Raw genomic sequence first — 21613 nt, 5'->3', positions numbered from 1 at the left:
GCAGCGGCCAAAAAGATGCACCGCGTCATTGTAATGTCAAACTGCGGGACCTAGGTCTTCGACGTCCAAACCTGCCCGCGCACCTTCGGCCGGGCCAATTCTGGAGGCATAGATGTTCGATCCCAAGAAGCTCCTCGACGATCTGCTCGGCTCGCAAGTTCCCGGCACCGGATCGACCGTCCGCGACAAGGCCGGGCAGGCGGTGCAGATGGCCAAGGACAATCCGCTTGCCGCCGGTGCGCTGGCCGCGGTGCTGCTCGGAACCGGCCCAGGCCGTCAGGTCACCGGTGCGGCGGTGAAGCTTGGCGGGTTGGCTGCGATCGGCGGTCTCGCCTACAAGGCCTACCAGAACTACAAAAACGGCAACGCGCCGGCCGAGACACAAGCTGCAGGCGAACCGGAATTGCTGCCGCCGCCGGCCGATACCGCCTTCCACCCGTCGCAAGCGCCGCAGGGCGAAGACGAATTCACGCTGACGCTGGTCAGGGCGATGATCTCGGCGGCGAAGGCCGACGGCCACGTCGATGACGAAGAGCGGCAGAAGATCGCCGGCAAGCTTAGCCTCGCCGGCATCGGCGCCGAAGCGGAGAAATTCCTGATGTCGGAGCTGGAGGCACCGCTCGATCTGGATGTGCTGATCGCCGGCGCCAAGACCGATGCGCAAAAGCTGGAACTCTACACCGCCTCGCGTCTTGCTATCGATCCGGACACGCGGGCCGAACGCGGCTATCTCGACCTGCTTGCCGGCCGCCTCGGCCTGCCGGACGCGCTTGTCGATCATGTCGAGGCGACAGTGACGGCGGCAAAGGTGCCGGCAGCAGCCACGGGCGAGGCAGCCAAGCCGGCCGTCAATTCGCGCTGGTAGAAGCGGACTGCGACACGGCCGTCCGACGTTAGCTTCTCGTTAATCGAGAAAGCGCATGATCTTAGACAGTCGGATCGGCTTTCCTCCTCCCAAGCCCGGTCCGGATCAGGGGCGGTCGCCAATGGCCGCCCTTTTTGTGAGCACAGGCTTTGGGCCGGCTTGCCATGGTTCCCGTCATTTGCGATGGCTCATCCCTTTCAGGGAGTACAGCCATGACCGACCATAAAACCGCCATCGTCACCGGCGCCGGCACGGGCATCGGCAAAAGCGTCGCCACGGCGCTGCTCAAGGCCGGCTGGAACACGGTCTTCTGCGGCCGCCGCAAGCCGGTGCTGGAGGAGGCCATTGACGCGGCCGGGCCGACGCAGGCCAAGGCATTGGCATTCGCCTGCGATATCAGCAAGGCCGATCAGGTCGACGATCTGTTTGAGACGGTGGCCGCGGCTTTCGGGCGGGTCGACCTGCTCTTCAACAATGCCGGCACGAGCTACAAATCGACGTTGATCGACGACATCCCGGTCGACGTGTGGAACGAAATCGTCGGGGTCAATCTCACCGGCTCGTTCCTGTGTGCCCGGGCTGCCTTCGGCGCCATGCGCAGGCAGCAGCCGATGGGCGGCCGCATCATCAACAACGGCTCGGTATCGGCCTATGCGCCACGGCCGGGCTCGGTGCCCTATACGGCGACCAAGCACGCCATCACCGGGCTGACCAAGACACTGGCGCTGGACGGCAGGCCATTCGACATTGCTTGCGGCCAAATCGACATCGGCAACGCGCTGACCGACATGGCGCAAGCGATGACGGTCGGCGTGCCGCAGGCCAACGGCACCATTGCCGCCGAAGCGGTGATGGACGTCGAGCGCGTCGCCGATGCCGTCCTCCATATGGCCAGCCTGCCGCTCGACGCCAACGTGCTGTTCATGACCGTGATGGCGACCAAGATGCCGTTTGTCGGGCGAGGGTAGTCGCAGTCCGTCCTAAATCAGGGCCGCGTGACCGGAAGCGGCACGCCGGGAAGATATAGCGAAATCGGGCGGATTTCGTAGACGGCGGTCGGATTGACGCGGCGAAGATCGCGCGCGATTTCGATAGCGGCGTTACGGTTGGCGCAGTCGACGACATAGAGCCCCAGCAATTGTTCCTTGGTCTCGGCGAAGGGGCCGTCGATAACCATTCCGGTGCCTGGCCCGCGCAAGGTACAGGCGTCTTGTGTCGCGCCGAGCCGCGCCGCCGGCCCAAGGGTGCCTTGCCGGTAGAGCCGATCGTTGATCTGGAGAAGATCGGTCATCAGCGCCGCATCCTGCTCAGGCGTCAGCGCCGTAATCGCTTCTTCCTCGTGATAGGCAAGAATGGCATAGAACATCTGGCGTCTCCTTTCCGTCCGTCGTGCGTTCTCACTTCGCCAGGAACGACTCGATCCGCTCCAGCGCGCGCAGGATGTTCTCCTCGGAATTGGCGTAGGACAGCCTGACATAGCCTTCGCCGAGAACGCCGAAATCGGGGCCGCCGATCAGCGCCACGCCGGCATCCTCGAGCAGCGCCGAGGCGAGCTTTTTGGCCTTCCAGCCGGTTTTGGAGACATTGGGGAAGGCATAGAAGGCACCTTTCGGGGTGATGCAGGAAACGCCGGGCAAGGCATTCAACCCCTCGACCACGACCTTCCTGCGGCGGTCGAAGGCGCGCATCATCTTGTCGACATCGTCCTGCGGGCCGTCGATGGCGGCGATGCCGGCATGCTGGCTCGGCGCGTTGACGCAGGACCAGCAATTGACCGCCAGCTTGCGCACCTTGTCGTAGAGATGCGCGCCCTTGTCGCCGTTCGGCCAGATCGACCACCCCATGCGCCAGCCGGTCATCGCCCAGGTCTTCGACCAGCCGTTGAGCACGATCAGCCGGTCACGGATTTCGGGGAAAGCAAGCAGCGAACAATGCATCTCGCCGTCATAGGTCATCACGTCGTAGATCTCGTCGGAGAGGATGGCGACGTCCGGGTGTGCTTCCAGCCCTTTGACCAGCTTCTCGATTTCGGCTCGCGGGGTGACACCGCCGGTCGGATTGGCCGGCGAGTTGAGGATCAGCAGCCTGGTGTTCGGCGTGATCAGCGCCAGCGTCTCCGCGGCCGAAAAGGCGAAGCCGTTCTCCTCGCGCATCGGCACCGGGACGGGGGCTGCACCGGTGAATTCGATCATCGAGCGGTAGATCGGAAAGCCGGGATCGGGATAGAGAATTTCGGCGCCCGGCTCGCCGAACATCAGGATGGCCGCGAACATGGTCGGCTTGCCTCCGGGCAGGATCATCACCGCTTCCGGCGAGACTTCAACGCCGGTAGTGGCAAGCGTGCGGCGGACCACCGCTTCGCGCGTCGCCAGCAGGCCGTTGGCCGGCGTATAGCCGTGATGGCCGTCGCGCAGCGCCTTGATCGCGGCCTCGACGATATGCTGCGGCGTCTTGAAGTCGGGCTGGCCGATGCCGAGATTGACGATGTCGCGGCCCTGATGGGCAAGTGCTGTGGCGCGTGCGAGCACCGCGAACGCATTTTCCTCGCCGAGGCGATCGAAGGCCGAAATCGTGTGGAGCACTTTTCCCGTCCGTGTGGTTCTTTCAGCGAGCGTGCGTTTTTGTGAGCGTCCGCCCGCAAAAGTCAAACGGATTGGAGTTTTCGGTGTCGGAAAATCTCAAGAATTGGCAACCGCGCCCGCGGCCGGAACGCAAGGTGCTGGAGGGCCGTACTGTCAGGCTGGAGCCGCTCAACGCCGAAAAGCACGGCGACGGCCTATTCGAGGCCTCGTCGGTGGCCGATGCCGGCGGCCGCTTCGCCTGGCTGTTCGACGACCCGCCGCAGACCCGCGCCGCCTTCCAGCCATGGCTGGACAAGGCCGAAGCCAGCGACGACCCGCTGTTCTTCACGGTCATCGACAAGGCCAGCGGCAAGGTCGCCGGGCGCCAGACGCTGATGCGCATCGACGCGGCCTACGGCGTCATCGAGATCGGCAACATCTATTGGGGCCCGCTGATCTCGCGAAAGCCGGCGGCGACGGAAGCGCAGTTCCTGTTCATGAAGTATGTCTTCGACGAGCTCGGCTACCGCCGCTACGAATGGAAATGCAACAACCGCAACGAGCCGTCGAAGCGCGCAGCGGAACGTTTCGGCTTCAAGTTCGAGGGCATTTTCCGTCAGCATCTTGTGGTCAAGGGCGAAAACCGCGATACCGCGTGGTATTCGATCATCGACAAGGAATGGCCTGACCTGCGCAGAGCCTATGAGGCGTGGCTCGATCCGGCTAATTTCGACAGCGATGGCCAGCAGAGGCGGCGGCTTGAGGATTTTCGCGCTGAGTTCGGCGCCTGACCATGATCCCGAAAAGTGGAGGCCGGTTTTCGGATAAGATCATGGTCAAACAAGAAGACAGAGCCTCCATCCCGGTTCTGCCGAGATGGATCAGGCTCTAGCAGGGGCTCATAGGATGGCGCATACCCCCGACCACGCCGCGCAGGGCAACGACCACAGTCACGGTGCCGGGCATGTGCACGGCTCGACCGACAAGAAGCGCGTGCTGATCGCTGCCTGCCTGACCGCCAGCTTCATGGTTGCGGAGACGCTGGGCGCCATCTTCACCGGCTCACTGGCGCTGCTGGCGGATGCCGGCCATATGCTTGCCGATTGCGTCGCGCTCGGCCTTGCCTGGTATGCCTTTCATCTTGCGAGCCGGCCGGCGACCGTGCGCCTCACCTACGGTTTCGGCCGGGTCAAGACGCTGGTTGCCTACACCAACGGCATCGCCATCTTCGCCATCGCGCTGTGGATCGTCTACGAGGCCTGCGGCCGCTTGCAAGCGCCGGCTCCGGTGCTCGGCGGGCCGATGCTGGTCGTGGCGATCGCCGGCCTGCTGGTCAATCTCGGCTCGTTTTACGTGCTGCATGGCGGCGACCGCGGCAGCCTGAACATGCGCGGCGCCATCCTGCATGTGCTCGGCGACCTGCTCGGCTCGGCGGCGGCGATCATCGCGGCGCTGGTGATCCTGGCGACGGGCTGGACGCCCATCGATCCGATCCTGTCCGTTCTTGTCGCGCTGCTGATCCTGTCCACGGCCTGGTCGCTGATGCGCGAAGCCGCCCACGTCCTGCTCGAGGGCGTGCCTGCAAGTCTCGACCGCGACCTGATCGCGAGGGACATCGAAGGCTCGGTCAAGGGCGTGCGCGAGGTGCATCACATGCATGTCTGGTCGCTCGACGGCTCCAGCAACATGGCGACGTTACATGCCTGCCTCAATGACGGCGTCGACGCGCATATGGCGGTCAGCGCGATCAAGAAGCGGCTTGCGGCGGAACATGGCATAGCCCATGCCACCGTCGAACCGGAATTCGGCCACTGCGCCGATAGCCATGAGCATGATGACGAGCACGGGCATGCGCATGACACGGCACCGCACCGCGGCCATTATCACTGACTTCGGGAGTTCCTGGCATTGGCAACGAGCGACATGAACTCCCGCCATCCTGGCGCCGCGTGATGGACCGCGACACCCGCAATGCGGCGATCGGCGCCGCCTGGGTTTTGCTGCTGTTCGGCATCGCAGCCTATTATCTTCCAACCGTGATGGTGGCAGTCGGCAAGGTCTCGACGGTGCTTGCCGGCGTCGTCGCGGCGATGTTCATGGTGGCAATCTTCGTCGTGTTCTGGCTGCGTAGCCGCAGCCAGCGCAAAAAAGGAAAATGACATGCGCATTCTGATTACCGGCGCGGCAGGCATGGTCGGCCGCAAACTCATTGCCAGGCTGGCCAAGGACGGGACGCTTGGCGGCCGCAAGATCGCCGCGCTCGACCTTCACGACATCGTGCCGCCGCAGGCGCCCGCCCTCGAAGGCGTCAGCATCAGCGTCCACACCGGCGACCTTGCCGCGCCGGGCGCGACGGCAAATCTGGTCGCACCGCGGCCCGACGTGATCTTCCATCTCGCCGGCGTGGTGTCGGGTGAGGCGGAGGCCAATTTCGATCTCGGCTACCGCGTCAATCTCGACGGCACAAGGGCGCTGTTCGATGCCGTCCGGCTGGCGGCATTTGCGCCGCGCCTCGTCTTCACCTCGTCGATCGCCGTGTTCGGCGCGCCGTTTCCCGAAATCATTCCGGACGAGTTCCACCCGACGCCGCTGACCTCATACGGCACGCAGAAGCTGATCGGCGAGGCGCTGCTTGCCGACTTTACGCGCCGAGGTTTCTTCGACGGCATCGGCATCAGGCTGCCTACCATCTGCGTCAGGCCGGGAAAGCCGAACAAGGCGGCTTCAGGTTTCTTCTCCGGCATCATCCGCGAGCCGCTGAGCGGCCATGAAGCGATCCTGCCGGTGCCGCGCTCGGTCGTCCACACACATGCCAGCCCGCGTTCGGCGGTGAATTTTTTGATCCATGCGGCTGAAATTGACGGCGCTGCAGTCGGGCCGCGCCGCAACCTGACGATGCCGGGCGTCGCGGTCACTGTCGGCGAGCAGATCGAAGCGCTGGAACGCGTCGCCGGCGCCAAGGCGGCAAAACTGATCCGTGACGAGCCCGACGAGACGATCTGGGCGATCGTCAAGGGCTGGCCGACACGCTTCGAGTCGCGGCGCTCGAGAGAGCTTGGCTTTGCCGCCGAAACAAGCTTCGACGACATCATCCGCGTCCATATCGAGGACGAGTTGGAGGGCAAGATACCTAGCTAAATCGCCCCGATCGGACGCAATGAGGTCAGGCGCCGGTGAGGCTGGCCGAGAGCAGCAGCAGTCCGAACAGGAAGACGAAGGCGGCGCCGCCGATCTCGACGAAGGAATGGATGCGGTTGCCCATGCGGCCGTCGCCGGCGAAATACACCGCCCAGTTCTTGGCGGTCACCGCAAGCGTCGCCAGGGCCGAAACGGTGATTGCGGTGCCGAGCGCCATCGCCAGCACCGACAGGATGCCGCCGAACCACAGGCCGTTGAGCAACGCAAAGCTCAGCACGATCAGCGCGCCGGAACAGGGCCGGATACCGACGGCAGCCACCGCCGACCAGGCCGTGCGCCAATCGAAACGATCGCCGGAAAGCAGCGCCGGGTCGGGCGCGTGCGAATGCCCGCAGGTCTCGCAGACCTCGCCCGCCGCATGGCTGTGGTGATCGTGCGCGGCATGGTGGTGGTCGTAGGGGCCGTGGTCATGATGGTCATGCGCATGGCCGTCATGCTCACGAAGCGCGTGGGAATGTGCCGCATGGGAATGCGCGGAATGTGGTTGGCCTCCATGTGAATGGCCGGCGTGGGCAGCCGAGAGGCTGTAGCCCGGATTTGCGCCGAACTGGCGAAGGATTGCCGGGCCGGCCTTGCGCCACAGCAGCCAGGCGCCGAACAGAGTGACGAAGATATAGCTCATGATTTCGAGGAACCATGCGGCGTCGGTCATCGAGACAGCGGTGCCGCGCAGCGCGAAATAGGCCACCAGCATAACCACGATCGCGGTCAGCGCCTGCAGCAGGGCCGAGACGAAGGACAGCATGATGCCGCGCCGGAGCGCCACTTCGTTAGCCACCATGTAGGACGAGATCACCGCCTTGCCGTGACCGGGGCCGGCGGCGTGGAAAATGCCATATGCAAAGGACAGGCCGATGAGCAGCCACAGCTTGCTGCCGTCCTGGCGCATCGCCTTCATCGCGCTGGCAAGCGCATGATAGAATTCCTGCTGGCGCAGATTGATCCACATCAGGATGTGCGCGAACGGGCCGGTTGTGGTTGGAGCCATGCCGTCATTGGTGCCGATGCCGAGCGAGCTCTGGGCGGAGGCGGAGCCGAGAAAGTGCATCATCACAAAGGCGACGGCCAGAAGACCGAATGCCAGACGCAGGGACGGTTTGGTCACTGGATCTATCCTTCCGGCTGACAGGTCAGTTCAAGCTTGGTGGCAAAGATCTTGCTCATGTCGGTGCCCGTCGGATCGTTGAAGAAGGCCTCGGTCAGGGTCTTCTGGTTCTGGGCGATCGCCTCGTCCGGGTTCGGGCGGACAACCTTGCTGGTGCAGGTCGGCGGCAAGCCGTCGACCTGCAGATTGGCATCCTCGGTGAAATCGATCGCGGTGTAGAAGGTCGGGTCGTAGACGCCGATATCTATCTTGCCGCTAAGTTTGATCGGCGTCTTCGGTTCGGATTCGAACAGGATGATCAACTGGTCATTGTCGAAATTGGCCATCAAATGCGGCGGCGGGGTCATTGCCACGTCCTTGCCGTCGACGGTGACGAGCTGGAAATAGTTGAATTCGGCAAGCGAGGCATGGACGGTGTCGGCAACATCCTTCAACTCCTTGTCGTCGAGCTTCAGGTCGGAATTCTTATCGAACTCCATCATCACCGTGCTCGAAAACAAATCGTCGAAGCGCCAGACATGGCGCAATGCCTTCACAGTTTGGTGATCCGGGCTAAGGACCACTTCGAGGCGGGCCTCGGCAAAGACGTGGGGATGCACCGCAGCCGGTCCGACGGCGGCAAGCGTCGCGGCCAAGGCCGAAGCCAGCATGATTGCTTGCTGTTTCAGGTGCATTCTCGGTCGCGATTCAATCGGCTTCGGTGAATTGCCGACAGTTACCAGAAAGCCGGCGAAAATGGGACCGCAATGCGGCTGAAAGCTCATGCGTTGTCCAGCGTCTTGAACCACTGCACCAGGAAATCGACGAAAACGCGAACTTTTGCAGGCAGATAGCGCCGGTGCGGATAGACGGCGAAGATGCCGCCGCCGGGCAGGATGCGGTCATCCAGCACAGTCACCAGCCGGCCGCTTTCGATATCGGGCGCGGCGATGAAGTCCGGCAGGATGGAAAACCCCAATCCGGCCAGGGCGGCGGCCCTCGCCGTCATCGGACTGTTGACCTCGATCGGACCGGAGACCGAAACGCTCACCGTGTCGCCGCTGTCGCCCTTGAACGGCCAGTTGCTGAGCCAGCGGCCGTTGGTATCGATGATACAAGGCACGCGGGTAAGGTCTTGCGGCCGCACCGGCAGCCCGTGTTCGGCGATCAGTTCGGGAGACGCGCAGAGCCGTACCGAAAACGGCGCCAGGCGCCTGGCGATCAGCGAGGAGTTTTCCAGCCGCGAAATGCGCACCGCCAGATCGAAACCCTCTTCGACCAGATCGACGAAACGGTCGTCGAGCTGAATGTCGAGTATGATGTCGGGATGCTGTTTGGCGAAGTCGATCAGCGATTGGCCTATCGGCGCGTCGGCAAAAGTGCGCGGTGCCGAAAGCTTGATCCTGCCACGCACATCACCGGAGGATTCACGCACCGCATCGGCCAGGCTGTCGACCTCGCGCACGATTTCCGAGGCGCGCCGGTAATAGGTGTGGCCGGCCTCGGTCAGGGAGAACTGCCTGGTGGTGCGGTTGAGCAGCAGCGCGCCGAGTTCGTCCTCCAGCTCGCGCACATATTTCGACAGCAGCGCCTTGGAGCGGCCGATCTTGCGGGCCGCCGCCGAAAAGCCCTCGGCCTCGACCACGTCGATGAAGGCGCGCATGCGGGTCAGCGTATCCATGTCATGCGCCCTCTTGATGGCTTGAAGGGATGCGGGTGGCAAGCGCAATCAACTGCCGGTCGCTGTTCTTCGGGCCGAGCAGCGAAACCCCGAACGGCGCCCCGTCGACGTTGCCGAGCGGCAGCGTGATCTGCGGAAAACCGGACAGGCCGGAAAGACACAGCAGTCTCAGCGCGCGCTCGCGATAGGTCTGCAAATCGTCGAATGACGCGGCCTTGAGCGGCGCGGCACCCGGAGCGGTCGGAAGCACAAGAACGCCGTCATCGCCAAGCAGGTCGGCAAGTTCGATGCGAAACGAAACGCGACGTTCCGTTTCACGTTGCGCGGTTGCCGCGTCGACGGTCGCGCCGTGCTCGAAACGCTCCTTGACACCGGGTCCCAGCATGCGGTCGCCGCCGGCGATCCAGGCGCCGTGATTTTGCCAGGCTTCATAGCCTTGCAGCTTGCGAAAGCACCAATAGAGATCGTCGGTCGAATGCGACAGCGGGCCAACACTGCGCGGCGCGCCCAGCACCGAAGCGACACTGCCGACCATGGCGCGATATTCGTCGGCCTCGTGCGGGCCGAGCACGAGGCCGTCCAGCGCAGCGAGGGCGACGGGGCGTCTCAGGTCGTGGGAGTGCGGACCGTCGCCGAGCAGCACCGTGCCGACCTTTTCGTAGATGACGATGTCGCTGGCGAACCAGCCGAACGTGTCCAGCGAAGGCGCCAGCGGCATGGCGCCATCGAGCGGAATGCGACCGTGCGTCGTCCTGAGGCCAACCAGGCCGCAGAAGCTTGCCGGCGCACGGATCGAGCCGCCGGTGTCGGACCCGGTGGCGATGTCGGCAAGCCCGCCGGCAACCGCCGCGGCAGAACCTGAGGATGAGCCGCCGGTGACGCGGTCGGGTGCCGCCGGATTGACCGGCGACGGGAAATGCTCGTTCAGCCCGAGCAGGGAAAATGCGAGTTCGTCGGTCTGCGTCTTGCCGACGAAGCGCGCACCCGAATCAAGCAGCGCCTGGACTGCCGGCGCGGTCGCCGTGGCAGGCGGAGCCTCCCGGTATTTCTGCGGATTGCCGCAGCCGGTGCGGTAGCCGGCGACGTCGAAGATGTCCTTGACGGCAAGCCGCAAGCCGGCAAGCGGGCCGGATTTCGCATTGGCTACAGGGGTTTGATCAAGGTCGAGAAAAGCGTTCAGCGGGCCGCGAGTGCCTGTCATGCGTTCAATATCCGGATGTGCTTGCCGCAGCATTTCTCTTCTGGTTACCGCAGCATTGTTCGATGCCGCAAATTTTACAACCTGCCATACGATTTTTATTGATTGTGAAATCTTTCGATCTTATATCGCGCTTGCCCAAAGTCGCACGTGCCTGTGGGTGTCCGCCGATCCTCGAATGGTGAGGGCAATCGGTAAGGTAACTGGAGCCAACCCCTCCAGTCGGTTTAGCGGCCAACCGCCAACCGAGGACACCTTGAAGCAACGACGGTGCGGGCCTTTCTGGTGTTCTGCCGGTCGTCCAAAGACCGGGGTTACTGAAGAGGCACACCTTCATTGCCGGCAGTGCGGACGGGTCTCCCATCCAAGCCAAGGCAGACAAAGCGAACCGAGGCCGGGCAAGGCCAAGGTTCACCGCCGCGAGACGGCGCTTCATGGTTCCGGGGTCTCCACCGGCTGGTTCCATGGATTTGACGTCCCGCCTTTGTTTGACCAGCGAGTTCGCGAGGCCGAGAGCCCGCGTCCGCAAGCCTTTGTGCGCGCCGAAAGGCGCTGATGGAGAGACCCGATGGCTACCCAGCGCATCCTTGACTTTCTCGCCACCCGACGTCCGAACGGCCCGTGCCTCGTCGTCGACCTCGATGTCGTGCGCGACAATTTCCGCGCCTTCGAGAAGGCGCTTCCCGATTCCAAGATCTACTATGCGGTGAAAGCAAATCCGGCGCCGGAAATCCTGCGCCTGCTTGCTGCGATGGGCTCGTCCTTCGACACCGCTTCCGTTGCCGAAGTCGAGATGGCGATGGACGCCGGTGCGCCGGCGGACCGCATCTCCTTCGGCAACACCATCAAGAAGGAGCGCGACATCCAGCGCGCGTACCAGCTCGGCATCAAGCTGTTTGCGGTGGACTGCGTCGAGGAGGTCGAGAAGATCGCCCGCGTCGCTCCCGGCGCCCGCGTGTTCTGCCGCGTCCTGACCGACGGTGAGGGCGCCGAATGGCCGCTGTCGCGCAAGTTCGGCTGTGTGCCGGCGATGGCGGTCGACGTGCTGCGCCATGCCAGGGCACTCGGTCTCGACGCTTATGGCGTGTCGTTCCATGTCGGCTCGCAGCAGACCGACCTGACCGCCTGGGACCGCGCGCTGGGCGATGCCAAAAAGGTGTTCGCGACGCTCGCCGAAGAAGGCATCGTGTTGAAGATGGTCAATATGGGCGGCGGCTTTCCGACCCGCTATCTCAGGGATGTGCCGGTTGCGCAGGCCTATGGCCAGGCGATCTTCTCGGCGCTCAGGAAGCATTTCGGCAACGCCATTCCCGAGACGATCATCGAGCCGGGCCGTGGCATGGTCGGCAATGCCGGTGTCATCAAGTCGGAGGTCGTGCTGATCTCGAAGAAGGCCGACAACGACAATGTGCGCTGGGTGTTTCTCGACATCGGCAAGTTCGGCGGTCTCGCCGAGACCATGGACGAGGCGATCCGCTACCCGATCGTCACCGCGCATGACGGCAGCGAGACCGCGCCTTGCGTGCTCGCCGGCCCGACCTGCGATTCGGCCGACGTGATGTACGAGAAGACGCCGTATCCGCTGCCCTTGTCGCTGACCATCGGCGACGAGGTGCTGATCGAGGGCACCGGCGCTTACACCACGACCTACGCCTCGGTCGCCTTCAACGGCTTCGAGCCTCTCCGATCCTACGTGATCTGAAGGCTTCGGCCTTCAGATCACCCGAGGTGGGCGCCTGTCGCCCGCCCGGGCTCGCCTGTGGAACAATCCGCTCGTGAAGGATCGCGGAAATGGACGTTTTGAATTTCATTGTTGAAGGTGCCGCGGGAATCTCCCCCCTTGAGGGGGAGATGGCCACGAAGTGGCCAGAGGGGGTCGTCTCAGCTGCCGCGACCTCCCTTGGGCAAGGTGGCGTTGGCGCTTCGCGCGCGGCGACCCCCTCTGTCGCCTTTGGCGACATCTCCCCCTCGACGGGGGAGAGTGCCGGCGCTTTTGTCATCACCGCCGAAACCGCCGCCGACGCTGGCGCGCGCGAGGCTTTGCTCGATCGCGCCATGGGACCGAAGCGCCGGAAGAAGTCGTCGGAAAAGCTGCGGCGCGGCCGCCGGCCTTCGGAGGGCCTGGCCTTTGTCGCGCGCGATGCGTCGGGCAGTGTTGCTGGCACCGTGCGGCTGTGGGACGTGGTGCTGGGCGAGGGCGGCAAGGCAGCGCTGCTGCTCGGCCCGCTTGCGGTCGACCCGGCGCTGAAAAATGCCGGCATCGGCTCGGCGCTGATGCGCCACGCGGTCACTGAGGCCGAGCGGCTTGGCCATGCGGCGATCCTGCTGGTCGGCGACGCGCGCTATTACGAGCGCTTCGACTTTTCGGCCGCAAAGACCGGCTCGCTGGCAATGCCGGGGCCTTACGAGCGGCACCGCCTGCTGGCGCGGGAACTGGTTGTCGGCGCGCTCGACGGCGCGCAAGGCACGCTGAAAGCGGCCGGGCGCAAACTGAAGGCGCCGAGACTGCCGCTCGCCGCCTGATGCTTTGAATCAAGCCGCCGCCGTCGCGCGGCGGCTTGTCTGGCCCTAACTGGATCAGCCAATCAACTGGCTGAGCGCCATGGCGACGCTCATGTCGCCTTCGACCTTTATCTTGCCGGACATGAAGGCCATGGTCGGGTTGAGATCGCCTGATATCAACGAGTCCAGATCGTCGAGCGACAGCTTTATCGTGCAATCGGCCGGCGCATCGGTGGTCGAGACATCGGCGCCGTCGATGACGATGACGCCGTCGCTGCCGGTGTCGAATTTCACGGAGCGATCGAACCCGGCGCTCGCCACGCGCGACCTGATGTTGTCGGCAATCTCCTGAACGCTCATGGCTGTTCTCCTCGTCTGGTTGCGTTTGTCGCGCCTCGACGCTTCGACTTGGGGCGCTTCGATCTGGGGCGCTTCGACCTGCCGAAGCCGCTTGCCTGGTTTTACAGCCACGGCCGCCGGCGCATATAGCTTCGGGTTGACGTTTACGTCAACGCAGTTCCCCGAGCAGAAGATGGGCTTTATCGCCGCAGCATCACGTCAGGATGACACCTTGCCGGCCGGCATTGTTGCCATGCGGCGACGCCGGGCGTATCAGGCACCCCACGAATATCGGCGAGCCGCCCCGGTGCTTTCCAGAAACGAACCGCCCAGAAACGAACCGCAAGTCTATGCCCGCCGGCTGCGCGCGGTGCTGATCCGATCGATCCCGCTGCTCGAGGCGCGCGGCATCGCCGTCGTCATTCTGGCGGCTTTGGTCGGGGTGATGGCGGGCGCACTGGTCACCGGCATGAGCGAACTGGTGCAGGTGCTGCACGGGCTTATGTTCGGCGTTCAGCCCGGCGGTCGGCTTTCGGCGATGTTTTCGCTGCAAAGACCGGAGCAAGCGCTGATACCGGCGATCGGCGGCGGACTGCTCGGGCTGACGGTGATCTGGCTGAGAAAGCGGAAGTTCCGCACGCCGGTCGATCCGATCGAAGCCAACGCACTTTACGGCGGCCGCATGTCGCTGACCGACACTTTTATCATCGCCGGGCAGACGATGATCTCGAGCGGCTTCGGCGCTTCGGTCGGGCTCGAGGCCGGCTATACGCAGGTAGGTTCGGGCCTGGCGTCGCGGCTGGCGCGCTTCTTCAGGCTACGCCGCAACGACGTCCGCATCCTCGTCGGCTGCGGTGCCGCCGGCGCGATCGCCGCCGCCTTCGACGCGCCGCTGACCGGCGCCTTCTACGGTTTCGAACTGGTCATCGGCATCTACTCGGTCGCCAATGTCGCGCCGGTGATGGCTGCCGCGATCTCGGCCTCGCTGACCGCCGAAATGTTCGGCGGCGTGCCGTTTCCGCTGGAGCTCGCCGGTCTGCCGGCGCTCACAGTCAGCCAGTATTTGCCGTTCATGCTACTCGGGCTTCTGGGCGGCGGTGCTTCCATCGCCATCATGCATCTGGTGAACCTGATCGAGCGCATCTTTGCCCGGCTGTCGATCGACGCCTCGCTGCGCCCCGCCATCGGCGGCGTGATGGTCGGGCTGCTGGGGCTGGTCACGCCGCAGGTCCTGTCCAGCGGCCATGGCGCGCTGCACCGCGAATTCGCGATGAATTACGGGCTTGCCGCGGTGGCAAGCGTCTTCGTGCTGAAGCTGGCGGCGTCGGCGATCTCGCTTGGCTCCGGCTTCCGTGGCGGCCTGTTCTTTGCCTCGCTGTTCCTCGGCGCGCTGCTCGGCAAGATGTTTGCCGGGGCGATGGCATTCGTCTCGCCGGCGACCGGCATCGACCCGGCCGTCGCCGCCGTGGTCGGCATGACCTCGCTCGCCGTCGGCGTCGTCGGCGGCCCGTTGACGATGACCTTCCTGGCGCTGGAATCGACCCGCGACCTGACGCTGACCGGCGTGGTGCTGGCCGCCTCGCTGATGGCGGCGATCCTGGTGCGCGAGACCTTCGGCTATTCCTTCTCGACATGGCGCTTTCACCTGCGCGGCGAGACCATCCGCAGCGCGCATGACGTCGGCTGGATGCGCAGCCTGACGGTCGGCTCGATGATGCGAAAGGATGTCCGCACCATCGACGCCTCGACGACGCTTGCACAATTCCGGAAGCAGGTGCCGCTCGGTGCCTCGCAGCGCGTCATCGCGGTCGACGCCGACCTGCACTATGTCGGCGTGCTGATCGTCGCCGAATTGCACAGCCATTTGTCGGATGACGAGATGCCGGTTAAGTCCTTCGCCAAATTCAGGGATGCGGTGCTGGTGCCGAGCATGAACGTGCAGTCGGCCGCCGAGACCTTCCAACGCGCCGGCGCCGAGGAATTGGCGGTGGTCGAGGATTTCACCGACCGCAAGGTGGTCGGGCTGTTGACCGAAGGCCACCTGATGCGGCGCTATGCCGAGGAACTCGACAAGGCGCGGCGCGATCTGTCGGGGGAGGGATAGGGCGGGGAGAGCAAACGTCTGGATACGAGCCCGACGTTGACCTTCGCAGACGGAATCCTGAATGGCTGCTTTGCGCCTCATCTCGGACCTTGAGCCAGCGTCGCTGTGCGCTCGGAAACGGACTCTCCGCGATCCAGGATCGGCAACTGGATGGACCAGCAAGCCGACGAGGAAGCGCGCCGAGCCGCAGACGCGCTCGGCCGAAATGTCTAGACCTGGTCTGAGGGGTCGGTCCGGTCCTAGCCAATTTCCGCCTGCCGCGCTTCAGGCTGTTGCAAGACATTCAAATTTGAGCTTCCGCACTCATCCTTTGTCGAGAGTATCTCCGTAAGTTTTAGCCGTTCTGAATCGCCTTCGGCGACGAAGACGAGGAAATAGGAGAACGCAATGGCTCGCAATCACGTTGAACGTCTTGGAGAGTTCAGGGAAATCCTAGTCGCGACTCGACGCGAAGGAGTCCGTAACGTGCACCATACTCGCGACGCAATGCGGGCAAGTGGCTTTCAGATCGGCGACAGCGACGGCTCCAGCTACGGAGCCGAGCTGAAGGTGCTCCAGGAGGAAATTGAGGCAGTCGATCGCGCCATCGAAGACGAGAAGCGGTTGGCCTTGGGCATCGAGAGCGCGGCTCAATCCCGCCGACCGACTAAACCGAGAATCGTGAAGGGCACATAGGGTCAGGTACGGCCCCCTGGTGCCCGTCGGGTCGAGCGCCTTCGGTGTCGGGCTCGCCGCCGCCTTGATGCGGCGCTCAAGCAGACGGTCCGCTTTCGGCGGACCGAAGCAACGCAGCATTTTCCACTTTGAGGCTAAATAATTCTCAACTATGGTTCCGCCAGGCTTTAGGCATGGGGGAATATTGCCGATGGTTTTATCACGCAGGGGTGTCGTGCTCGGCGGCCTGGCGCTGGTCGCGGTGGGTGCAACCAGCAATATTGCTCGAGCCGTGGCGGCAAAATCCTTTTTCGCCGGTACCGCCAGCGACAACAATTTTGTCTATCGCAAGACCAACTTCGCCAAGATCGACAAGAGATGGCATCGCCAGATCGTCAAGTATTTCAGCAGCGAGCCGGTCGGCACAGTCGTGGTCGATACCCGCCACCACTTCCTCTACGTCATCATGGAAAACAAGACCGCCATCCGCTACGGCGTCGGCGTAGGCAAGGACGGCTTCAAATGGTACGGCCGCGCGACGATCGACCGCCGCGCGCTGTGGCCGGACTGGGTCCCGCCCCCCGAAATGCGTAAGCGCAGGCCGGAGCTACCCCCCATGATCGCAGGCGGCGCGTTCAACAATCCGCTCGGGCCGCGCGCGCTCTATCTGCACCGCGACGGCGCCGACACCGGCTACCGCCTGCATGGCACGCTTGAGCCATGGAGCATCGGCACCGACGCTTCCAGCGGCTGCATCCGCATGTTCCCGGAAGACATCATCGACCTCTACCAGCGCTGCCCGCTCGGCACCGCGGTGCAGGTCCTCCCGCACATCGCCGACCAGGCGCCCGCTTCCACCACTGTCGAATGATTGGCGCCTCATGAACCGCATGATTGAAAACACGCGCCGGCTGCTCGCCGCCGGCCTGCTGGTGTCGGTCGCATCCTGCTCGACCAGCAACACGCTGGCCCCTCCCACGCCCGACGTCACAAACACGGAGATTGCCGGCTTCCAGAACGTGCAGCCGGGCAGCGAGGAGGATTTTATCCTCAATGTCGGCCGCCGCACCTATTTCACGCAAGGTTCGGCCGCGCTCGATTCTGTCGCCAAGGCCACCCTCGACACCCAGATCGCCTGGTTAACAAAGCATCCGCGCTGGCTGCTCAAGCTGCAGGGTTTCGCCGACGATCCCGGCGCAAGTGAAACGGCGCTGTCGCAGAAGCGCGCCGATGCGGTGATGGACTACCTCGCGGCCGGCGGCATAGACCGCAACCGCATGTGGGCCAAGGGCTACGGCAAGGACAGGCTCGTCCGTGAGTGCCCCGACACCGCCTGCAGGTCGCAGAACCGCCGCGTTGTGTCTAATTTGCGCGATGTGAGGGACGAGTCGTAGGGGGCTGCTGTTCTGCTTGTCACCAAATCAGAGTCTCGCACCCGACGGCGGCAGGGGCTGCTTGGCGTCTATCTCGGTCATTAAGTCAGCTGTGCCACTGCCTTAAAGCGGACGTTACCGACCACCGCGCTGGAGGTCGCGGGTGCGCCAATTGCCGACTTTCCTGGCGCTTCTCCAAAGCCGTCGTTTCGCGCTATGGCCTGTTTCGACCCTTTGCGGAAGCTCGTTCGCCCTCGGCCGGATTCACGTCCATGACCCCGAAGACGACCTTTGGCGCCTCTATGGCGGCCGAACCTCCTTTGCGCGGCTCATCGAGAACCACCGGCTCACCGGCACGAAGGGCCTGCATCATTAATTTCGACTTCATACCCATCAGGCGCTGGCGAAGAGTGGCATCCCTTTCGAATACTCTAGCCTTGCTTCGCGACTCACCCGGAATCAAGCACCCTTAGGCGTAACAGCAGCGCGATCGCGCCGAGACCGGCGGCGGTGATTCAGGGAGCGTCCGGTCGCCTGGGTCATTCATTGATTCGGATCAATGCGTTTCATGGTTCGGACACTTATTCTACTGGCGTCACTCTGGTTAGATGGAACGTTCGATGATGTTCAAACGTAACGCTATTGGAAGGCCACTTTCTATCCGCGCATTTCTGCCGATCGCGGCTTTGGCCATCGGAGTGGCGACGGCGAGTCCATCCCAAGCCGCAGGGACGGTGGTAAACGTATCGCTTTGGGACAAGGGAGTGGAAACGGCTATGGCGACCGACCTCGGGTTTCCCGCGGCCGGCAAGGATATGTCAAAGGTGACGATGGGCATTGCACTTAGCGTGGACACCGTCAAGGCTGGCGAGATAACGTTCGAGGTTCTCAACTCATCGAAGGACACAATCCACGAAATGATCATCACGCGGCTCAGGGATTTGTCGAGGCTGTTTCCATATAACAGCAGCGAGAGTAGGGTGGACGAGGATAAAATGCCGGATATTCTAGGCGAAGTCTCGGAGCTCGATCCGAATAAGACTGCCGCCCTGCGGCTCGATCTAAAGCCGGGCACGTACCTTCTCTTCTGCAACATTCCAGGTCACTTCACATCCGGGATGTGGACGATCTTCACGGTCAAATAGTCGTTCGTGTATGGTGGGCTTCGTGCACGCCGCACACGCGCTTTGGGATTCGACCGAAATCCGGCGTCATAGCGCTTATTCGAAATTCGGCCTTCCATCACGATTGCCCTCCGCGAAAATCGGCACTCGCAAGTCGACGATGACATTTTCTGTGCCCGCAGGACCCTCGGTGCCCCTACCGGAGTATGGGTTGATTCCCCTAGAATTGGGCCATCTGGTGGTGGTCCCGCTGCCTACTCGTTCCGATTGGCGAATAGAAAACCCACCCGAACTGGTCATTCGACGCTGTCACTGGCCTGATGAGGAGCTGACGCGGGTTTTGCCTCGACTGCATCAGGAGCTGACTTCGGTGAGTCAGGAAAGCATTTCCGCTTCGCCCCGTTATAGGACGTTGCACGGTGAATAGATGTTAACGGCAGCAACCTCCGTCTGGGTCGGGGGTTCTACTTTGACTATTGGCCCCGCGAACCCAAATCGGCATCGGTCGGATCGGTAATGGTTTGTACAAGGACAGCAAGTTGCGGGTCGTCGATCAGCTTCGAACTAAAAAGGGGATCGGGGCGGAACCATCCAATGAGCTGTTCGAATTGATTCAGATCAAAGCAACAAAGTGCCATCTGGGCATTCTTCTTCATCGTCATGCGGAGACAAACTGGACATACACCATGGAGAACCGTTCAAGCGAATGGGAGCCAGGCAGGTAAACCAGAATGCCAGTGAAACATGATGAGCGAACCTGCGGCACCACCTAGGCGACTCTGGAGTTAAGCTCAGAGCTGGAAGGTGGGAGCCGCGGGCTCGGTACTCATCGCTCTATGGCGCACCGCCGATGGGCGGTGAAGAGCGGGGAGTGGCCCTGCTGTACATCGAGGGAACCCGAGCGCCTTGCGGCGCGGCTTTCCGAGGAGGAGACAATGATCGCACGAATGCTATTCGGCGCAGATCCTTTCCGCAACATACGCCGCCTCCAAGACGAAGTGAGCCGACAGGAATTCCCGGCGGTGAATGTCTTCGTAAACCAGGACGGCGTCATCATCACCGCCGAACTGCCTGCTGTAAGATCAGAAGACTTGGACATCTTGATTCACAGAGATTCCGTTACGCTCAGCGGAGAGCGGCAAACCGAAACTGAGGAAGCCCGGCGGGGATACCACCGGCGTGAGCGTCGTCGAGGCCGGTTTGTGCGGACTGTGTCATTGCCGTTTGTGGTCGACCCGAACAAGGTTGAAGCGGATCTCGTCAATGGCGTACTGACTCTGGATCTTTCTCGGGCCGAAGAGGACAAGCCCAGGCGCATTCACGTGAAGGCGAGCAAGGAGGCGGGTCATGGCTAAGCCGGAGACCACGAGAGCGGGAACGAAGGGGAGCAGGCAGTCTCAGACCACGCCGACTAGCCAACCGGAGCTGGAGGGCAAGCTGTCCGCGGAGCAGGACGCGGGCGAGCGGACCCATGAGAGGCTGGTCTTCGTGCCATGGGTTGACATCTACGAAACTGAAACGGGCCTCGTCGTCGTTGCGGACCTGCCCGGCGTCAGCCCGGAGGGTTTGGAGGTCACGTTGGAGAAGCGGGTGCTGTCGATCTATGGCCGCGTCGAAGAGGATACGCCCGAGGGCTACAGCCAGGCCTATCGCGAGTATGAGGTCGGCGATTTCGAGCGGCAGTTCACTCTCTCCGGGGATTTCGACATCAATGGAATTGAGGCGAACATGAAGGACGGTGTGCTTCACCTCGCCATTCCGAGAGCTCCGGAGGCAGCGGCAAAGCGGATCGAGGTTAGATCGGTTTCCTGACAGTCGAGGAAGATTGCGCAGACGCCGCGCTCGCCAGCGGCTAGCAGAGGCTACTCCATGACTCGCGCCGGGTTCTCTCGGCAACCGACGTGGGCGTTGAAGGCCAGACGCGGAAAATTGCCGCACGGACGGCAATGCATATTCGCGAGCGCGGGCACCAAGTCGAGCTGCTAGATAGCGCAGCGCTCGCATCCGATTTGAAGCTCGGACACTTCGACGCGTTCGTCATTGCCGCGTCGGTCCACCAGGAGCACCACCAGGAAACCGTCACGAACTTCGTCTTTGCGCATCACGAACTGCTGAACACTAAGCCTTCAGCCCTCATATCCGTCAGTCTGTCGGCGGCGCTGGAAGACCAAAAGACGGAAGCGCAACACTACGTGGATCGCTTCGTCTCCGTGACAGGGTGGCAACCACGCATGACCCTCCTTCTCGGGGGTGCTTTGCGCTTCACCAAGTACGATTACTTTCAGGAGCAGTTCGTCAAATTCGTCGTCATGAAGAGCGGCGATCCGAGCCCCGAGCGCGATCACGAATTCACTGACTGGAACGCACTTGCCAACTTCGCTGATCGATTTGTTGAGATGGCCGGCTAAACAAGAAGGTGCTGGCGTGCCCTTCGAGTCTACTCCGCCTCCTCGTTGCCGGCTCCGTGGAAGAAGGATCGGATTTCCTCCATGTCGACGCTGCCATCTCCGTTCTCGTCGACGGCGTTGAACATGCGTCCGATGAAATTCTGAACCTCGGTCTGCGAAAGCGAACCATCGCCGTCGGCATCCACTATGGCAAACATTATTCGCATCTTTGCGCCATGCATCATTCCGGCGCCCATCCATTGCGGCCTTCCGTCATCGGCCGCCCTTCGGGCAGGCCGTTTCTGTAGTCGCGATGCCAGCGGTCGCCACCTCGACGGTCCGCTCGGGGGCCGCGATCTCCTTGCTGTCTATTCTGAAGCATCTCACTCATCATTTGGCGCATCATTTCGCGCATGGATTCTTGAGTCTGTTCGCTCACTCCGGGCGACTGTTCTGCTCCATGATCCTCTCCCGGTACTACGGGCGCAGGTGTCCCGCTCGTCTGGGCTAGTGCCGGCGAGGCCAACATAGCCAACACCGCGG

Annotated in this window: 25 protein-coding genes; 16 read left to right on the top strand and 9 right to left on the bottom strand. The window is 63.0% G+C overall.

What is annotated here, in order from left to right:
• Positions 1–112: 112 nt before the first annotated feature.
• Both AC0L2P_RS02240 and AC0L2P_RS02235 read left to right on the top strand, forming a co-directional pair.
• Entirely contained in the window at positions 113–865 is a 753-nt protein-coding gene (locus tag AC0L2P_RS02240) for a tellurite resistance TerB family protein (RefSeq protein ID WP_473499620.1), read from the top strand.
• 212 nt (positions 866–1077) lie between these two features.
• Positions 1078–1833, top strand: a complete 756-nt coding sequence (locus tag AC0L2P_RS02235; RefSeq protein ID WP_473499619.1) for an SDR family oxidoreductase — start codon at positions 1078–1080, stop codon at positions 1831–1833.
• 17 nt (positions 1834–1850) lie between these two features.
• On the opposite strand, the gene AC0L2P_RS02230 is transcribed toward AC0L2P_RS02235, so the two are convergent.
• Positions 1851–2231: a YciI family protein gene (locus AC0L2P_RS02230; RefSeq protein ID WP_473499618.1), complete on the bottom strand. Its 381-nt coding sequence runs from the start codon at positions 2229–2231 to the stop codon at positions 1851–1853.
• 31 nt (positions 2232–2262) lie between these two features.
• Positions 2263–3447 carry a pyridoxal phosphate-dependent aminotransferase gene (locus AC0L2P_RS02225; RefSeq protein WP_473499617.1) on the bottom strand — a complete coding sequence of 395 codons (1185 nt, stop codon included), beginning with the start codon at positions 3445–3447 and terminating at the stop codon, positions 2263–2265.
• A gap of 83 nt (positions 3448–3530) precedes the next feature.
• On the opposite strand from AC0L2P_RS02225, the gene AC0L2P_RS02220 reads away from it, so the two are divergent.
• The 4 genes from AC0L2P_RS02220 to denD all read left to right on the top strand — a co-directional run bounded on the left by AC0L2P_RS02220 (position 3531) and on the right by denD (position 6564).
• The gene (locus AC0L2P_RS02220; protein WP_473499616.1) at positions 3531–4217 is read left to right on the top strand and encodes a GNAT family N-acetyltransferase; all 687 of its coding nucleotides are present in this window, start codon (positions 3531–3533) and stop codon (positions 4215–4217) included.
• A 115-nt stretch (positions 4218–4332) separates the two neighbouring features.
• Complete coding sequence (locus AC0L2P_RS02215) at positions 4333–5316, top strand: cation diffusion facilitator family transporter (protein WP_473499615.1); 984 nt, start codon at positions 4333–4335, stop codon at positions 5314–5316.
• Positions 5317–5378: 62 nt separating this feature from the next.
• On the top strand, positions 5379–5585 hold the full coding sequence (locus AC0L2P_RS02210; protein WP_473499614.1) for a hypothetical protein: 207 nt from the start codon (positions 5379–5381) through the stop codon (positions 5583–5585).
• Between the two features lies 1 nt (position 5586).
• Positions 5587–6564: a D-erythronate dehydrogenase gene (denD, locus tag AC0L2P_RS02205; RefSeq protein ID WP_473499613.1), complete on the top strand. Its 978-nt coding sequence runs from the start codon at positions 5587–5589 to the stop codon at positions 6562–6564.
• Between the two features lie 25 nt (positions 6565–6589).
• Here denD and AC0L2P_RS02200 read toward each other — a convergent pair whose 3' ends face one another.
• The 4 genes from AC0L2P_RS02200 to AC0L2P_RS02185 all read right to left on the bottom strand — a co-directional run bounded on the left by AC0L2P_RS02200 (position 6590) and on the right by AC0L2P_RS02185 (position 10590).
• Positions 6590–7738 carry a nickel/cobalt transporter gene (locus tag AC0L2P_RS02200; RefSeq protein WP_473499650.1) on the bottom strand — a complete coding sequence of 383 codons (1149 nt, stop codon included), beginning with the start codon at positions 7736–7738 and terminating at the stop codon, positions 6590–6592.
• Positions 7735–8403 (bottom strand): DUF1007 family protein, encoded by a 669-nt coding sequence (locus tag AC0L2P_RS02195; protein ID WP_473499612.1) that lies wholly within the window; start codon positions 8401–8403, stop codon positions 7735–7737. The genes AC0L2P_RS02200 and AC0L2P_RS02195 overlap by 4 nt, the downstream gene beginning before the upstream one ends.
• A gap of 86 nt (positions 8404–8489) precedes the next feature.
• On the bottom strand, positions 8490–9389 hold the full coding sequence (locus tag AC0L2P_RS02190) for a LysR family transcriptional regulator (RefSeq protein WP_473499611.1): 900 nt from the start codon (positions 9387–9389) through the stop codon (positions 8490–8492).
• A gap of 1 nt (position 9390) precedes the next feature.
• The gene (locus AC0L2P_RS02185) at positions 9391–10590 is read right to left on the bottom strand and encodes an amidase (protein WP_473499610.1); all 1200 of its coding nucleotides are present in this window, start codon (positions 10588–10590) and stop codon (positions 9391–9393) included.
• A gap of 565 nt (positions 10591–11155) precedes the next feature.
• On the opposite strand from AC0L2P_RS02185, the gene odc2 reads away from it, so the two are divergent.
• On the top strand, positions 11156–12289 hold the full coding sequence (odc2, locus tag AC0L2P_RS02180) for an ornithine/lysine decarboxylase (RefSeq protein ID WP_473499609.1): 1134 nt from the start codon (positions 11156–11158) through the stop codon (positions 12287–12289).
• A 149-nt stretch (positions 12290–12438) separates the two neighbouring features.
• On the top strand, positions 12439–13110 hold the full coding sequence (locus tag AC0L2P_RS02175) for a GNAT family N-acetyltransferase (protein WP_473499608.1): 672 nt from the start codon (positions 12439–12441) through the stop codon (positions 13108–13110).
• 54 nt (positions 13111–13164) lie between these two features.
• Here AC0L2P_RS02175 and AC0L2P_RS02170 read toward each other — a convergent pair whose 3' ends face one another.
• Positions 13165–13449, bottom strand: coding sequence for an SCP2 sterol-binding domain-containing protein (locus tag AC0L2P_RS02170; protein ID WP_352448193.1), 285 nt, complete (start codon positions 13447–13449; stop codon positions 13165–13167).
• Positions 13450–13735: 286 nt separating this feature from the next.
• On the opposite strand from AC0L2P_RS02170, the gene AC0L2P_RS02165 reads away from it, so the two are divergent.
• The 5 genes from AC0L2P_RS02165 (at position 13736) to AC0L2P_RS02145 (ending at position 18704) form a co-directional block, all read left to right on the top strand.
• Entirely contained in the window at positions 13736–15532 is a 1797-nt protein-coding gene (locus AC0L2P_RS02165; protein ID WP_473499607.1) for a chloride channel protein, read from the top strand.
• A 387-nt stretch (positions 15533–15919) separates the two neighbouring features.
• Entirely contained in the window at positions 15920–16207 is a 288-nt protein-coding gene (locus AC0L2P_RS02160; RefSeq protein WP_473499606.1) for a hypothetical protein, read from the top strand.
• A gap of 190 nt (positions 16208–16397) precedes the next feature.
• Complete coding sequence (locus AC0L2P_RS02155) at positions 16398–17057, top strand: L,D-transpeptidase (protein WP_473499605.1); 660 nt, start codon at positions 16398–16400, stop codon at positions 17055–17057.
• A gap of 10 nt (positions 17058–17067) precedes the next feature.
• Positions 17068–17580, top strand: a complete 513-nt coding sequence (locus AC0L2P_RS02150; RefSeq protein ID WP_473499604.1) for an OmpA family protein — start codon at positions 17068–17070, stop codon at positions 17578–17580.
• A gap of 599 nt (positions 17581–18179) precedes the next feature.
• Complete coding sequence (locus tag AC0L2P_RS02145; protein ID WP_473499603.1) at positions 18180–18704, top strand: sulfocyanin-like copper-binding protein; 525 nt, start codon at positions 18180–18182, stop codon at positions 18702–18704.
• 452 nt (positions 18705–19156) lie between these two features.
• Here AC0L2P_RS02145 and AC0L2P_RS02140 read toward each other — a convergent pair whose 3' ends face one another.
• Positions 19157–19345: a hypothetical protein gene (locus tag AC0L2P_RS02140; protein ID WP_473499602.1), complete on the bottom strand. Its 189-nt coding sequence runs from the start codon at positions 19343–19345 to the stop codon at positions 19157–19159.
• 273 nt (positions 19346–19618) lie between these two features.
• Here AC0L2P_RS02140 and AC0L2P_RS02135 point away from each other — a divergent pair, with 273 nt between their 5' ends.
• From AC0L2P_RS02135 to AC0L2P_RS02125, 3 genes are all read left to right on the top strand, one after another.
• Positions 19619–20038, top strand: a complete 420-nt coding sequence (locus AC0L2P_RS02135) for an Hsp20/alpha crystallin family protein (protein WP_473499601.1) — start codon at positions 19619–19621, stop codon at positions 20036–20038.
• Entirely contained in the window at positions 20031–20495 is a 465-nt protein-coding gene (locus AC0L2P_RS02130; protein ID WP_473499600.1) for an Hsp20/alpha crystallin family protein, read from the top strand. Before AC0L2P_RS02135 ends, AC0L2P_RS02130 begins: the two co-directional genes overlap by 8 nt.
• A gap of 89 nt (positions 20496–20584) precedes the next feature.
• Positions 20585–21091, top strand: coding sequence for a flavodoxin domain-containing protein (locus AC0L2P_RS02125; protein ID WP_473499599.1), 507 nt, complete (start codon positions 20585–20587; stop codon positions 21089–21091).
• Positions 21092–21120: 29 nt separating this feature from the next.
• On the opposite strand, the gene AC0L2P_RS02120 is transcribed toward AC0L2P_RS02125, so the two are convergent.
• Complete coding sequence (locus tag AC0L2P_RS02120) at positions 21121–21288, bottom strand: hypothetical protein (RefSeq protein WP_473499598.1); 168 nt, start codon at positions 21286–21288, stop codon at positions 21121–21123.
• Positions 21289–21613: the final 325 nt, after the last annotated feature.

Source organism: Mesorhizobium sp. WSM4836, assembly GCF_055811815.1.
Note: the sequence above shows the minus strand (reverse complement) of the source record. Positions and strands in the feature narration are given on the sequence as shown.